This window comes from Hymenobacter sp. 102, from assembly GCF_049949205.1.
Lineage (GTDB): Bacteria > Bacteroidota > Bacteroidia > Cytophagales > Hymenobacteraceae > Hymenobacter.
In genome coordinates, this window is record NZ_CP188172.1 from 4853689 (window position 1) to 4868330 (window position 14642).

Genomic DNA, 14642 nt, shown 5'->3' on the forward strand with positions numbered 1-14642 from the left:
ATAGGCCAAAGTACCGGCTCGGTAAATATACCCAGCCGGTACTTTGGTCTCAAGAATTCAGCTGGCACCAGGCGCACTCCGGCTTCCCACACCCCTGCGTGAACTCCCGGTTGCGAATGGCTCCGTGCACCGCTTCAATCTGCGCCAGCACCGCGGCTTCGTCCGCCGGCGTCACGCGCACGTACTCGCGCTTGTGCTCCGCCGGCTGGCCAAGCTCCGGTACCGGCTCCACGTACTCAAAAGCCACGGAGGCCGGCGTGAAGCGCCGTTCAGTGTCGTGCTGGAGCAGCAGGTAATAGAAGACGGCCTGGCGCCAGTAATCCCCACCCCGAGCTTTTTCATCGGCCCGCCAGTCCGCCAGCGTGCCCGCCGCAAATCGCGCGGGCAGCCGTTTGGGCTCATATTTCTTCCACTTGCTGGTTTTGTAATCCAACACGTCATGGCCGCGCCCATCGGGGCGAACGTCAATGCGATCGAGCTTGCCCGTAAGCTGAATACCGCTGCCGGGTAGCGTAGCCCGGTGCACCGTATGCTCCACCACCGAACTCGTGGCCCACGCCGCCGCGTGGCGGGCGTGGTAGGCTTGCACCAGCGCCAGGCCATGCTCACGGGAGCGCTCGTAGGTGGCCTCCGGCAACTCGTGGCGCACGCGACGGAAGTGGTCTTCAAAACAGTCTGCCATTGCCTGAGCCGAAGGGAAGCCCGGGCTGCCGACGGCCTGGGCCTGCCGAAAGCAGTGCTCCAGCGCGTAGTGGATGCTGTTGCCAAAGAACAGGTACTCCGAGCGGGGCGAAGGGACCCGCAGCACGTGCTCGTAGTAGAAGCTCACCGGGCAGCGTAAGTAGGCGTTCAGGTGAGTGCTGCTCAAAGCGTAATCGCGCAGCAGCTCATCCAGCAAGGCTGCGTCCGGGAGCGTAGCCGCGCCGACGGGCGGGGCAACAACTGCTGCTGGGCTGCCTGCAGCTCTTCCGGCGTGAGCTTAATGGCCGTGCGCGTTAAGCCGGCAGCCTGCACCAGCTCGTGCAGAAACTGGCATTCCGCCAGGGGCTTGCCATCTTCGGCTTGACCGCTGGTGCACAGCACTAGGTGCTCCTGGGCGCGGGTGATGCCCACAAAAAACAGGCGCCGGGCCTCCTCTACGGCGGTTTCGCTGGCCAGGCGCAAGGAAAGCGTGTCGGGTATTTTATACGTGGCCCCCGTGAAATTTTTCACCCAGACTTGCTGCTGGCAGCCAATCAGCCAGACCCGCTCGAACTCCAATCCCTTAGCCCCGTGGGCCGTGAGCAGCTGCACACCGGCATTGGCCGAGCCACTCAACTGTTCCAACACCAGGCCTTCGCGCATGCTGGCCAGCATATCCCAGACGAGCAAAAACTGGGCGAGCCGCTGGCGGGGATTACGCCGCTCTTCGGTCCGCACGAACTGCAATAGCGTGTGCATCACGTCAAGCAAGTGGCGGGGTTGGGCATGCACGGCCAGTTGATAAGGCTGCAGCTTCTCCAGGCAGATGCGTTCAACCAGCACGGCCACCGGCAGGCTAGCGGCCGCCGAAATCCAGCGCTCCAGCTGCTGCACGGCCTGGGTCAGGTACAATTGAGTTTCCGCTCCCAGCTGGAGCTGCGCGGCCAGCTCGGGGCTGTCCACGACCCGGAGCAGCCATTCGCGCCAGCTCAGGGCCAGCTCACCGCCCAGGTTGCGGTTGTGCTGTCTCAGGCCGGCGGCCAGACGCACGCACGCAATGGGCGCAAGCTTAAAGCAATCCAGGTGCAGCAGCGAGAACAGTTGGCCCTCCCCGCGTGGGGTCGCTCAGTTTCGGCGGCGACGTAGGCCAGAATCAACCGCAAGGCATGCGCCACGGGCTCTTCCGTGAGCACATTCACCCGGCGCTTGCGGGCAAAAGGCACGCCCCGGGCGGCGAGTAGGCGGGCCAGGCAATCCACCTGGCCGTGGTCTCGGCTGATGACCGCGCACTGGTGCAGGGGGAAACCCGCTTGCTGCAGGGCCTGCAGTTCCGCCGCGATGTGCGCTGCTTCGTGCAGGGGGGTGGTGTAGCGCCGCAGCTGGGGCTGAACATCACTGGCGGCAAACTGCGCATGGCGCGGCATCAACTCCTTGGTCAGGCCGGGAATCTGCCTTACCAGTCGCTCCTGGTTGTAAGCGATGAGAGTGGAGGCCAGCTGCAGAATGGGCGCGGAGGAGCGGTAGTTTTCCTCCAGTACGACTACCGCCGCGTCCGGGTAGCGCCGCGTAAAGTCGAGCACGTTGGCCACGCTCGCTCCCTGAAAGCGAAAGATGCTCTGGTCGTCGTCGCCCACGGCGAAGAGGTTGGGATTTGGCCAGTACGCCGCCAGGTGGTGCAAGATACGATTTTGCGCCCCGTTCGTATCCTGGTACTCGTCCACCAGAATGTGTTGGTAGCGCTCCTGGTAGCGCTGCAGTAAGCCCGGCTGCTCAGCAAACGCCTGCAGGGTCCAGCCCAGCATGTCGTCGTAGTCGTACCGGCTGCGGGCCTTCAAGGCCGCGCAGAAGGGGTCAAACAGCTCCGCGGCACTTGAGAGCACTCCCATCCGGTCAATTTCTTCCGCTACCAGCTCTGGCTTCATGTCGCCCGCGGCAATGCCCCGGGTCGCATTGGCCTGCTGGTACTGAAAGGCCGGCCGATTGGGAATGTCTTCGATGTAGGCCGCGATAGCTGCCTGGACCTCCGCCGGGCTCCAGCCCTCGTGCTTCATGGCCGAGAACAGCTGGCGCAGGCGCGGCACCTCGTAGTAGGCCGCCGCCCCAACCCGCCGCAGCCGGTGGCCGGCCGGCAGACCGTCCACCAGTGCCCGCAGGATTTCATCAGTTTCCAGCTCCGATACCGGCGCCAGGTCGTGGTAGCCGAAGTAGTCGGCGTTGTCCTGGATAAGCTGGTGACTGAAGCTGTGAAAGGTGTGAATGGCTACGTGGTTGGCCTCCGGGCCGATAAAGCGCAGCAGACGCTCCCGCATGTTGTGGGCCGCCGCCTCAGTATAGGTCAGGCACAAGATTTCCCGCGGCTGCACCTGCAGGTCAGGGTGCTGCAACAGCCAGCCCACCCGGGCGGCGAGCAACTGCGTTTTGCCGGTGCCGGGGCCAGCGACGACCAGTACGGGGCCATCCGGATGTTCGACGGCGGTACGCTGGGCTTCGTTCAGGCGGGCCAGTTCAGCGGCAAACGCCTTGGTAGTGTAAATGGAGCGGGGAGCGGGGTAGCACTAAACATATTGAAAAAGGAATTGGTGAAAAGCCTAACCAGTGCTGATGAGCAGGAGCGCTGCAGTAGCTGCTGGGTACCGTTACCCTTTTCGATAATCACGCCATCCAATACCTGCATCCTATTTCAAACGACTAAAAATATTGCAACGCATTTATTTTCAATATTTTACCAACAAAATCATTTCACTATTAGGGTGTTTAACCAGAATACGCTCTTAAATTTTTACCGCAATTTATGCGGTAACACCTCCAAAGATGCGGTACTCATTGAGCCTTAAACCAGCAATACTCGCTTTATTTGCAGTAGGCGACTAGTGCATGCAGCCAAGATGTCGCGCCCGCTTTTTGCACTTCTGTTATCCAGTCACTCGACTTCCTTAACTCAGCTGCTAGCTCTTATAAGGTCGTTTTTCTGCTTTTTGATCCCCTCGCTGTATCCCCCATGAAGCATTACTTCATTTCCTGGCTCGCGCGCAACAATGACTTTGTCGACCAGCAGGGCCAGCGGCAACTCAACCCCCAAGGTCCCACCCTACAGTTTCACGAGCACTTCTTTACGCGCGGCCATTACTCAGCTCACTTGCTGCTCTACTCCTCTGCGGATCAGAAAAAGGATGCACTGCAATTAGCGGACGAAATCGTCGCCCGCTTCGGGCATAAAGTGACGCCGACGCTGCTGGAGCTATCCGACGTTATCGACGTGAATGCCATCCGCAGCCGGGTGGAGACCTGGCTGCAGCAATTTGCTGAGCATGAACTGACGCTCTACTTCTCGCCCGGCACCTCGGCCATGCAGCTGGCCTGGTACCTGGTACACCAGCAAGGGTGTTGCGCACCCACCTAGTGCAGACCCGGGCCGGCAAGTTCAGCGCCAACGGCAAGCCCGAAATCCTGACCATTGAGGTAGAGCGCACGGCCACGCCTGTGACCGCGATTCTGCGCCAGCAGCAGCTTCAGCTCACAAGCGCGGTCCCAGAAACCCAGGCCACCGATTACTTCATTGGGGAAGCCCTGCAGCCCGTGTACAATCGGGCGCGGAAGGTGGCTCAAACCGACAAGGTCACCGTGCTCATCCGGGGCGAAAGTGGTACTGGCAAGGAGCACTTAGCCCGGTATGTGCACCAGCAGTCGGGGCGGGCGGGCAAGCCTTTTCTGCCCATCAACTGTTCCGCCCTGACGGACTCGACGCTGGAGTCGCGTTTGTTTGGCTATTGCAAAGGCGCTTTCACCGGCGCGGAGAAAAACACCAAGGGCCTGTTTGAAGAAGCGCACGGCGGCACCCTATTCCTGGACGAGATTGGCGACATCTCCCCCGCCCTGCAGCTGACTCTACTGCGGGTGCTGCAATCCGGCGAAATTCAGCCCTTGGGCGGCACGCCGCGCACCGTTGACGTGAGAGTCATTGCGGCTACCAATGCGGCGCTGGAGGAGCGCTGCCGCGCCGGCCACTTCCGCTGGGATTTATTCTACCGCCTGGCCGTGGCGGAATTGGAACTACCGGCGCTGCGTGACCGGCCGCGCCCTGATCGCGAGCAGCTGCTGGCCTGGCTAGTAGCTTTCAAAAGCCGACAATTGCAGCATGAGCCACTGCGCCTGGCCGCCGGCGCGCGGCGCCAGCTCCTGGATTACTCTTTTCCGGGGAATGTGCGGGAACTGGAAAGCGTCGTGGAACACCTGCTGGTTTTCAGTGAGCCCGGCGCTACCGTCGAGCTTGAGGACTTACCGACCCGAATTCGCACGACAACTGCCCAGGGCGACTCCAGCAGCCTGTTACTGGAAGACGTTATCGGGCAACATATCTGCAAGGTGCTCACGCACTGCGGAGGCATTAAAAGTCGCGCCGCTCTGCTGCTAGGAGTAGAAGAACGTAAGGTGCGCAAATACCAGCTGCTGATGGAGGGCACCCCACCTTCTTCCCGTCCAAACGAAAAGGCCCGCCGCTCCACCAAATCGTAATTCCCAGAGCCACTTTGGCGATGCCAACGCGTCAGGATACTTCTAACTTCAAAGGCCCCCCATTACAGCCCCCAAGCGATTTGTCGGCCACGCTCACCCCGCTGATGGGTTAGTTGGCACCAGGTGGTCTTATCTCTACTCCAGGTATATACTTCCAAGCCCCCTAACGGAAAGGCGTGCCATTGCTACTGTGCTGCGCAAGGAGCGCTTAACTTAGAGCTTATTTTCTAGCTCCTGACTGGTCTGGTCGGGAGCCACCCGTTTCTTCGGCGATGCTTTCGCTGCCTTATCTCGCGTTTCTTTCATGAGTTACTATTATGAGAGCGAATATGCCGTCTACCGGCACCTACTGAATCGCACTCAGGTTTCCCCCAACGATGTCTTTCATCTGTCCCGCACCAAGTTGCTAAAAGATGATAGCAGCCCGACGCATTTAACGGAGGGGCAGATGGAGTTTACTTTCTGGGACTTTAATTACCAGGATTCTCCCAGAACGCGCATTTTCTATCGGGTCAAAGTGCGCTCCGATGGCTCTTATAGCCTGTCGCTTAACTGCATCTTTGGCCTCATTGCCGATTCCACCAAAGCCAACCCAGCAACGGGTCTAGCAACCCAGATTAATAAACAGCTCCTGTACCCCTGGCACCGGGCTCATCCCGAATCAGGGGGGATTTACTTGTCTTATCAACCAGCGGAGCATATAGACAACGCCGTTGATTTACTGCACGCTATCACGCAGTTGCTTGACGAGAGCATTCCCTTGATTGACGCAGCAATTGCGCAGATGCGCCAATCATTTCCTAGCAAGCCGGCGCCCCGTCTTCCGCAGGCTCCTTTGCCAGATACCAAGTCAATTCCGAGGCCTTGTATGACCGCATACTAGGAACTGCAACCAAGAGATCCCTTCCTCGCAAGCGACTGATCACCAATCGGTGGAGCGTAAAAGTGGATCTTGCCCGGCAAGATTGGAATACCTTTCGAGACCAACAATACATCACCATTCCAGTGCCTGACTCACTGGGTGATTTGCGCACCTATTCTTCCCGAACGGCACTGTATCAGGCCTTGGATGAAAGTAACCGGGATGAAGTACTCAATACCCTGGACGCCTTTCGCCAAGTTAAACCCGGGGATATCGTGGTTGCTTTCACCAATGCGCAGGTAAGCTTGGGCATTGGAATTGTAACTGGACGGTACACGTACACGCCAAACGCGGCGCAACACAAACACACGTACGCTGTTTTCTGGGCCTTAACCGAATCCCTCACGCTGGCGCCCCAGCCGTTTACGGACACGGAAAGCTTCGTGCGGACTACTCGCTGGGACGAGATTGAGCAAAGCAGCAAAGCGCAAGTGCCCCAGCTTACGCCAATACTGCATGCGGTGGCGGCCAATACCTTCTTCCAGCAATTTCCGCAGCTGGCTCAAGGTACCCCCGCATCCGCCCCTGCATTACCGGCTTCCTCACCTCCGGTTACGGTGATTGTACCGGCCCCGGCGCCCACGCCTGAGCCTCAAGAAGCGCCGCGGCCGCGAACCGACATCTGGTACTGGTGGCTGGCGATGTACGCGACGCAGCGGCGCCTTGCTGATTTCAGCGTCGGTCAGCTCTACCATCTTCCAACGCACACCCCAGCTGGCAGAAAACGCCGTGACTACGAACTGCTACGACAGTTACAACCGGGTGATCAGGTGCTGGCCTGTGAGGCCTTACCCAGTCAACGACTTAAAGCGGAGCTGCAAGTCACGCAGCAACTTCACGAGGACGATGGGGGCATGGAAGTTATCACGCTACGCGTAGTGCGCTTTTTTCCCCGGGAAGTCCTGTTTGCGGAGCTGCAAGAAGTACCGGAGCTAGCCGAGCATCACCTCTGGCAGTCAGGGCATGAAATGCTCCTCTCCCTGACCAGGTCGCAGTACCAGGCCCTGCAACTGGCCGCATTAGACACGGATAACTTGGACGTCAAGCGCTACCAGATGGGCAAAGCCCTCCAGGAGCTTTTGATGAGCGCTCCTACCCTGGAACAGCTGCTGGCTGCCCTAAAGCGCAAAAAGAATATCATCATCCAGGGCCCCCCGGGCGTGGGCAAAACATTCGTGGCCCGGCGTTTAGCCTGGCTGCAAATGGGCAGTCAGGATAATGAGCGGGTACAAATGGTGCAGTTTCACCAGAGCTACAGCTATGAAGATTTTATTCGGGGTTGGCGCCCCCAGGCTGATGGCAACGGCGGCTTTGAGCTGGCTAATGGTGTATTCGTCGACTTTGTGCGGCGAGCCCAGCATGATCCTACCCGCGACTACTTCTTTATCATTGACGAGATAAACCGCGGTAACCTCAGCAAAATCTTTGGAGAGCTGCTGCTGCTGCTGGAGCCCGATAAGCGCGGACCCGAGTATGCCGTGCCGCTAACGTATCGGCGGGCAGGAGAGGACCCTTTCTTTCTACCCAGTAACCTGCACGTGATCGGCACGATGAACACGGCGGATCGTTCGCTGGCCATGGTAGACTACGCCTTGCGTCGGCGTTTTAATTTCCTGGAGCTGAAGCCTGTGCTGGATGATAAGTTAGTAGCCCATCTGGAATCGCTGCGTATTCCGGCTGAGTTTAGCCAGCGAGTGCTGCAGCGTGTTCAACGGCTTAACCAAACAATCCTGACGGATAAAAATCTCGGTAGTGGCTTTCTCATTGGTCACAGTTACTTCTGCACGCCAGCCTTGGGCTCTCCGGGCGATTGGTGGCGCGACATCGTCGAGCACGAGCTACGCCCTACCCTGCGGGAGTACTGGTTTGAAGACGAGCGTCGAGCGGAAAATGAGGCCGACGCCCTGCTGCAAGAATGAGCATACCGGTTAAGAACATTTACCATCTGCTTACCTACGCCTGGCACCACCTAGCGGAGGCCGAGCACGTCAGCCTGACTGCCGAAGAGGCGGATTTGCCCCTGCTACACTTGCTTGCGCGCGTACTGCAGCGCGGAGTTACGCACGTGGTCAAACGCGGCTTGGCCCGCGACTACGTGTTTCAGGAACAAGTCACGGCCCGATTACGGGGCAAGCTCTTGCTTGGTGAATCGGTGCGCCAGCGGACGTTGCAGCAGGCACAAGCCGTTTGTGCTTTCGACGAGCTCAGCGTGGATATTTTGCCCAATCAGCTGATTAAGGCCACCCTGCATCGCCTGCTTACCGTGGATCAACTTCCCTCCGCTATTCACACTGGCCTGCGCAGTCTGTACCTGCGCTTTGCGGAGGTCTCCTTGGTGCCAATTCGCGATGAACGGGTCTTTGAACAGGTGCGTCTGCATCGCCATACCGCCTACTACGGGTTTCTGCTCAGTATTTGTCACTTCATCTACGCGCAAGCGCTGGCCACCCAGGAGAGCGGGGAGCGACTATTTCAGGACTTTCACCGCAATGAGCGGCAAATGAGCCAGTTGTTTGAGGGCTTCGTGCGCGGCTTTTATCGTCACCACTTTCCGCACTACGCCGTTAGTGGACGCCGGCTGAAGTGGCAGCTAGAAGCCGAAAGTGACCACGCACAGCGTCTACTTCCTACCATGCTTACGGATCTTGTTTTGGAGGGTGCGAACCGCACCATTCTCATTGATTGTAAGTATTACCAGGAGGCGTTAGTGCAGCACCATAACCAGCAACGGCTGATCTCGGCCCACCTTTATCAACTCTTTGCCTACCAGCATCATTTGCAACACGAGCAGGTCGACAAGCCCGTTGAGAGCATGCTGCTTTATCCCGTGGTAGATCAAAGCTTACGTGTCAGCTACCGTCAGCCCGGTACGCAAAGCCGCGTCCACGTTGTTACCGTCAATCTAAACCAGTCGTGGCCCGCGGTAGAAGCCGAGCTACTTACGCTCTTAAACGACCAGTCGGAATCTATTTAACCAAGGGCGAGAAAAGTGAAAATGTCCGCCTATGATATGCAGTGCAGGCCAGCTGGTGATCCGCCCGTCACTGGCCCTTATTCTCCACCGTGCTCCGACAACTTGTTGTAAGTAACGGTAACCCGCAATCGAGCGCGCAATTCTTCAATCGACAGGCCGGCTTTCGTGCGGTGGAGCATAGCGTGGCAGTTTGGGCAGACGGGTCGTAAGTCTGTGATGGGATCAATGCTATACGCCTGCCCGATATGGGCTAATTGATTGAGGTGGTGAACGTGAATAAACTCCTTTCCCAGCGAGCCATACGCCTTTTCAAAATTGAATTGGCACACGGCGCAAGCATAGCCGTACTGCTGTAAGCATACTTTTCGCGCGTAAGGGTTACGCTCGTATCTGGTCAAAGTAATCTGGCTAGGGGAACCCTCCATGAAGGAGTTAGCCGGCTGAGGACCTTGGGCAAAGAATCCCGCCGGACTGCGTTTGGTTGTAGAAAGGAAATCATACCAGACGGCTTCCAGTTCATCAACTACGTTCGGCTTGATGGCTACTCCCGACGACTGCGGTGTCCACCGTTGCGCCGCTAAGTTGCCCGTGGAAAGAATATCCAGCCCCAGAATCGCTTCGGTCGCCGGATCAAATAAGCAATCCAGTTCCGCTTCAACAAACAACGTCTGCTGCTGGGGGTCTTTCCAGTGAGCCGCGTAAAATGGCGCTTTCGTAATGAAGCCCGAAGCGACCAGCCCTTTGGGGTAGCTACCGAGCTTAACCAGAAACATCCGATCCCCAGGGGCAATGACTTTAGTGTTGCCGCAACTCCACCTAATAGTTGCTTTTCCTTCTTCGGCCAGCTGCGTCGCCGCCTCTTGGTACGTTGACCAAGGAAATAGCTTCTGGTTCCAGGCAAACAGGTACGTTTTCAAATGCTGCTACCTAGTTATGTTATTATACATACGGGCCAGATAATCCCGCACGCTGGTATGGTTGCGCTCACGAATCATTTGCATTGCAAAGTTCTCATGACTGGGCAGTGCCTCCGTTGAGTTTAATAGCACCGTACACCGATGCTCTTCCATATTTCTGATGTTAGCCAGCGTATTGTAAATGGAATAGTGCATCCCATATATCTCCTGATTATAGGCCTTTATTTTGACGTACGTGCGGATCTGATCGATCGACTTAATACTCTTTACATCATCACCAAACCCTTTGACGTCCACCCTTAGCTGCTTAAAATCGGCTATTAGCGTTGGTATATCATGGCCATACCGGAGAAAGTAATAGTAGTTTAGCATTTCCTCGACTTGGAAGGCCGCAAAGGTGCAAAAACGCCGAAAAGCCTGCTCCTCGTGGAAGTCAGGCAGAAATTCTACTCGTCGTAAGGCGCCCTCCATGCGCATGTTATCGGCCAGCAGCTGGCGCCGAACGCGCGGGTCTTCTATTTTCTCGTACAGCAGGGATGCCGGCTGTTCTTCCACCCCCGCAAGCTGAGCTAGCTGCTCTCCCATCCGCCCGCTCAGTTGCTCAAAATACTCTTTAATTTGGGTTCCTAGCGCCTGCAGATCCGTGGTGGATGGGTCACTTGTTGCAGCCAGCATCTCTTTCTGTTGATCGGGCGCGGTAACCATCGGTTGGCGTTTTACTTTAATTGCCGTCAGCCGATTTTGCAGCTCCGTTACCAGCTGCGATGTTCCTACGGGCAGCTTAAATTGATTGATGTGGTCTTGAATTGATTTGATCTCGTCATCACTCATAAAAACTCTTCTGTTCTGCGCAGAAGCTCCAGCAGCACCGATGTTTGCTTATACTCTTCGTTGACTAATAATGCCATGCGGTGAGCAAATTGAAGATACATCGGGTCCTCTTTTCCTCTCACCATTCCCAAGTAAGCGATTTTCCCGGCCACCACGTGCTCTAACTTGGGTATGCGCCCCTGGTGGCGGCCGTAGGCTTTACTTTCCCCGTAGCCTTCGCGAAGCTTTGTCGTAGCTGCTTCGTAGCCATAAGTAGCCCAGTTATGGAGCATGGCCCTGAGCTGACGGACGTACTCGCGCGGCGCATTTGGCTTGTCATTCACAATCACCCCCGTCACTTCCTGCCGCATCGCTGGCGTCTGCAGCCGCTGCTTTTTCTGGTTTTGCTTGTACCCCTCCCTGGCCAGGATAGCGTTCAGGGTGGTGTGAAACTTCTTACTAAAGACGTGACGATCGCTGGAGAAGGTCAGATCATCCGCGTACCGGGTATAGTGACAGCGAAACTGCTTAGCCAGTTGGCCCAGCCGGCGATCCAGTCGTTGACACACAACATTTGTCAAGAGGGGGGAAGTAGGCGCTCCCTGCGGTAAAGCTCCTTGGTCACAACATAAGTTAGCTACTAGATGAGCGCCATCCTTGCTCAGTCCAAAAGGGGGCAGCTGCAACACGGCAACTACCCGTCCGAAGTGAGTACTGGCAAAGAAGTCCTGCAAGTCCAGGTTTAATACGAAGCGACGGCCGGTATGGGGCGTGGCATTGGTTAGGACGCTGCGGCCCGCAACGAAACCATGGGCCGCGTCATCTACCCAGCCAAAAACGGTCGTCAGGCACAGCAGCAGCAGGCGTTGCACCCGTAGCAAACCGTCTTTGGGGGCTTTGATTTCGCGCTTCTCCCCCTTTGCCCGCTTCGCAATCTGAAAGGTGCGGTAGCGCCTCCCTTCCTGCTTGTAGGCGTAATAATTAAGCGCTTTGGCACTAATCGGTTTCGTGATCGCGGAGGGATGTTGCTTGCTATGCCAGGGCATAGCGGCGTTCAAAACCCACGCGAGCGTCTTCGCGTCCCGAACTTGCCGGAAGGGTTCGACAAGATCAGCGAGTGCGTTTATCTGCCAGGTAGCTTGCGGGAGTTCATCCGGAGAAGTGATCAGCTGGCTTACATCCTGCAGGAAGAAATCATCTAGCTCGGGGAAGAGATCATCTATCATAGAATAATCCGGCTCTAACGCAATGTCGGCTTCATCAAACGCCGCTAAATAATCTTCCAGTGCTTCAGCCTGCGGCCTCTCATCTGTTGACTGCTCCGCATTAGCGGGTTCACTGTTTGGTAGTGCTTCTTTGCTTGTCTCACTCTTCTGCAGCCCGGATACTTCTCGCTTAGAGCCAGGTACAGAACTATCATCAGCAGGTGTGGATGCCATTATGTAAATAGATAAAGCGTTAAGAAAGTGCCTGCTGGATGTTTTCCAGTCTTATATCTTGCTGTTTCAAGTCAAGACATGATCTCACTGTGTTCAGCAGATGAGCAGACTTACAGCCATGATTTTCTCATTTCCTTGATCTAAGCAGCCAGTTAGACGCCGTTAGATGGGGGGTGAGTAGGTTGATCATCGCTGCCGTTGGCTTAACTGGCTCGTTACCGAACCAGTCAACTACGAGCACGGCGCAACGCCGCACGAGGTCAAAAGTCTTTCCGCAGGCACTTTCAAAACGCTACTACATGCCGAAGCTCGACATATATTCTCTAGTTTATCACCGCAAGTAATGCAGCGGAAACGGTTTTCTTATCATGTTTAACAGGTCATCTTACATGCCCTGTTAAAATCAATTAGAATTCATTTCTACTTACCTCATTCCTTTCGCTCTCCAGATCAGGATAAAGCTCCCGGATCAGCTCTAGCTTGTTTGCAGCTCTGGCCTCGGCTATTAGCTCTGCCCGCAGCTCATCGTGCAAGAAGGCGGCATTTTGCTCCTGCCTTGCTTGCCGGATAGCTAATTTCATCTCTTCGCGTAAGGATAATTCGACTGTTCCCGTGCCTTTGCAGCGAAAGCACACGCCTTTTTGCACATAAGAGTATTTGGAAATGGTGCCTTTGCCATTACACCGGGGGCAGTTACCGGGGGGATTTACCATGTTTTGATGCAAAGTGAGTTGAAAAGATTAAAAAAACTGGCAGCTAACTGATTATACTTAAAAGCTGTGTTCGGACGGGTGTACGGGATCAGTTACGCTTTTTGCAATCGCGCTAGCAAGGAAGCTAAAGCGGCACTACCTTCCAAAGTAGGGGGCTCACCCGTGTATTTCATCGCATGCCGGCACCGGATCATTTCCTGTACTGCAGCAGTCGAGTCCAAAAATGCACAAACCCGAGCCAGAACTTGGTGTGGCTGCCTGTTGCTCAGCTCATATCCCCGCTTCCCGAGCCATAGATTCACATAGCGAAACAATAAATCGTAGTTCTGCAGGTAGGTTCGGTTCGGCAGGCGCTCGAGCCGCTCCTTGCTGCTTTGCTCCCGCTCTTGCGAGTGCCTCGTGGGGCCGGGCAATAAATGACCTGATTGCACTAGCTGATGCAGGAAAGGGAAACACATCGCAAAAAAGATGACCGTTATCGAATCGGTTTTAAGAACACTACAGAGCTAGCAAGCGGGTGCTTTCCCAATTTTGGTACAGCTGCAGGATGCGCAGCCGAGTTTTGCCCGCTGGAATCTGCACCTCGACTTCCGCGCCGGGCAGCAGCTCGTACAGCGCTGCTCCGATGGGGGAAGTGTAGCTGATCAGGTTGCGCCCCAAATCAGATTCGCCGTGGCCCCCAATCTCGTAAATCACTTCCCGCGGCACCCGGTCCCGAGCCCCTTGCATGGCTAAGCGCACGATGGAGCCAATCTGAATCTGTTCGGTGTTGCGGTCCGTTCGCAGCCACAGGGTTGAGGTAGCCAGCAGTTTCTCGAGGTTTTTCAGCTCCGTGATAGCCCGCTCCTCCAGCTGAATGAGCTGGTTGTAGCCCGGATTATCGTGCCAGCCGTCGCCGCTGGCGCTGTAGGCGATGTTCTTTTCAGCTTGGATATTGCGGATTTTCAGGCCTTGGGCCGTGATTTTGGATTCGAGCGCCTGCTTGCCGGCCTCGGTGATGTAGTACTTCATGGTGTGGAATTCAGGTTGAGTTCGGTATGGAAAAGAGCGTCAGGAGTCAGCCGGCGCATCAAGGCCCACCATTGCTGCAGCAGGGCCGCCGGCGGCTGATTACCATCCAGCACGTGCCACTGGGTATGCTGCAGGCGGGGCACGGGAAAGGCCGCGATTTCCTCGTATGCGGCCCGTGTCGCCCGTAAGCGCGGCAAGGTTTCGTCATGCAGTCCGTAGCAACGCCCCCGTGCCCGGGCCCTTTCCCAGGCCAGTTCCGGTTCGACGTCCAGCAACACGACGTGGTCCGGCGCCGGCACCCGGGCCTCCAGCCGGTCTACCCGACGAATGCACTCGTGCGGGCTGCCCCATTTGCGCCACCGCGTGGCGTAGCTAGTTACCACGCTGCGGTCACCCAGCACCAGCGGCTGCTGCCAGCAAGCGGTTGCCGCCGCGTAACGGGCCCGGTGCGCGTACAGCCATTCGTTCCAGGCATCTAGGCGGCGTAGACACGGTAGCTGCGCGCTTAAGCGCTCCGGCCAGCTGCTCTCCGCCGGTACGGGCCGCGTGGGCTCCACCAGCGCGAACTCAATTTGGCGCGTAGTCAGTAGCTGCTGCGTTGCGGTGAGCAGGCTGGATTTACCGCTGCCCTTTAACCCTTCTAAACAGATATACATGGCTGTA

At 56.8% G+C, this 14642-nt stretch carries 15 protein-coding genes; 6 read left to right on the forward strand and 9 right to left on the reverse strand.

The features are described 5' to 3' along the window. Nucleotides 1–49: 49 nt before the first annotated feature. Genes ACN19L_RS21020 through ACN19L_RS21030 form a run of 3 tightly spaced genes read right to left on the reverse strand, consistent with a single transcriptional unit; the run spans nt 50 to nt 3176 of the window. Nucleotides 50–868, reverse strand: a complete 819-nt coding sequence (locus tag ACN19L_RS21020) for a RecB family exonuclease (protein ID WP_426491361.1) — start codon at nt 866–868, stop codon at nt 50–52. Then, entirely contained in the window at nt 865–1731 is an 867-nt protein-coding gene (locus ACN19L_RS21025) for a 3'-5' exonuclease (protein WP_426491362.1), read from the reverse strand. Before ACN19L_RS21025 ends, ACN19L_RS21020 begins: the two co-directional genes overlap by 4 nt. Next, nucleotides 1710–3176: an ATP-dependent helicase gene (locus ACN19L_RS21030; protein WP_426493613.1), complete on the reverse strand. Its 1467-nt coding sequence runs from the start codon at nt 3174–3176 to the stop codon at nt 1710–1712. Before ACN19L_RS21030 ends, ACN19L_RS21025 begins: the two co-directional genes overlap by 22 nt. On the opposite strand from ACN19L_RS21030, the gene ACN19L_RS21035 reads away from it, so the two are divergent. From ACN19L_RS21035 to ACN19L_RS21060, 6 genes are all read left to right on the forward strand, one after another. Beyond that, entirely contained in the window at nt 3057–3515 is a 459-nt protein-coding gene (locus ACN19L_RS21035; protein ID WP_426491363.1) for a hypothetical protein, read from the forward strand. The two genes, ACN19L_RS21030 and ACN19L_RS21035, sit on opposite strands and share 120 nt — an antisense overlap. Before the next feature lie 164 nt (nt 3516–3679). Beyond that, nucleotides 3680–4081, forward strand: a complete 402-nt coding sequence (locus ACN19L_RS21040; protein ID WP_426491364.1) for a hypothetical protein — start codon at nt 3680–3682, stop codon at nt 4079–4081. Beyond that, entirely contained in the window at nt 4066–5193 is a 1128-nt protein-coding gene (locus ACN19L_RS21045; protein ID WP_426491365.1) for a sigma 54-interacting transcriptional regulator, read from the forward strand. Before ACN19L_RS21040 ends, ACN19L_RS21045 begins: the two co-directional genes overlap by 16 nt. 304 nt (nt 5194–5497) lie before the next feature. Further along, a complete protein-coding gene (locus tag ACN19L_RS21050) occupies nt 5498–6076 on the forward strand; it encodes a hypothetical protein (RefSeq protein ID WP_426491366.1) in 579 nt (192 codons plus the stop codon). Continuing rightward, complete coding sequence (locus ACN19L_RS21055) at nt 6058–8034, forward strand: AAA family ATPase (RefSeq protein ID WP_426491367.1); 1977 nt, start codon at nt 6058–6060, stop codon at nt 8032–8034. Before ACN19L_RS21050 ends, ACN19L_RS21055 begins: the two co-directional genes overlap by 19 nt. Further along, a complete protein-coding gene (locus ACN19L_RS21060; protein WP_426491253.1) occupies nt 8031–9089 on the forward strand; it encodes a 5-methylcytosine restriction system specificity protein McrC in 1059 nt (352 codons plus the stop codon). Before ACN19L_RS21055 ends, ACN19L_RS21060 begins: the two co-directional genes overlap by 4 nt. 77 nt (nt 9090–9166) lie before the next feature. Here the strand turns inward: ACN19L_RS21060 and ACN19L_RS21065 are convergent, their stop codons facing one another. The 6 genes from ACN19L_RS21065 to ACN19L_RS21090 all read right to left on the reverse strand — a co-directional run bounded on the left by ACN19L_RS21065 (nt 9167) and on the right by ACN19L_RS21090 (nt 14635). Beyond that, the gene (locus ACN19L_RS21065) at nt 9167–10006 is read right to left on the reverse strand and encodes an HNH endonuclease (RefSeq protein ID WP_426491254.1); all 840 of its coding nucleotides are present in this window, start codon (nt 10004–10006) and stop codon (nt 9167–9169) included. 6 nt (nt 10007–10012) lie between these two features. Beyond that, entirely contained in the window at nt 10013–10837 is an 825-nt protein-coding gene (locus tag ACN19L_RS21070; protein WP_426491255.1) for a hypothetical protein, read from the reverse strand. Further along, nucleotides 10834–12255 (reverse strand): reverse transcriptase domain-containing protein, encoded by a 1422-nt coding sequence (locus ACN19L_RS21075; protein ID WP_426491256.1) that lies wholly within the window; start codon nt 12253–12255, stop codon nt 10834–10836. The genes ACN19L_RS21070 and ACN19L_RS21075 overlap by 4 nt, the downstream gene beginning before the upstream one ends. Before the next feature lie 407 nt (nt 12256–12662). Beyond that, a complete protein-coding gene (locus ACN19L_RS21080; RefSeq protein ID WP_426491257.1) occupies nt 12663–12968 on the reverse strand; it encodes a hypothetical protein in 306 nt (101 codons plus the stop codon). Nucleotides 12969–13466: 498 nt separating this feature from the next. Beyond that, nucleotides 13467–13979: a GreA/GreB family elongation factor gene (locus ACN19L_RS21085; protein ID WP_426491258.1), complete on the reverse strand. Its 513-nt coding sequence runs from the start codon at nt 13977–13979 to the stop codon at nt 13467–13469. Further along, nucleotides 13976–14635 (reverse strand): hypothetical protein, encoded by a 660-nt coding sequence (locus tag ACN19L_RS21090; protein ID WP_426491259.1) that lies wholly within the window; start codon nt 14633–14635, stop codon nt 13976–13978. The genes ACN19L_RS21085 and ACN19L_RS21090 overlap by 4 nt, the downstream gene beginning before the upstream one ends. Nucleotides 14636–14642: the final 7 nt, after the last annotated feature.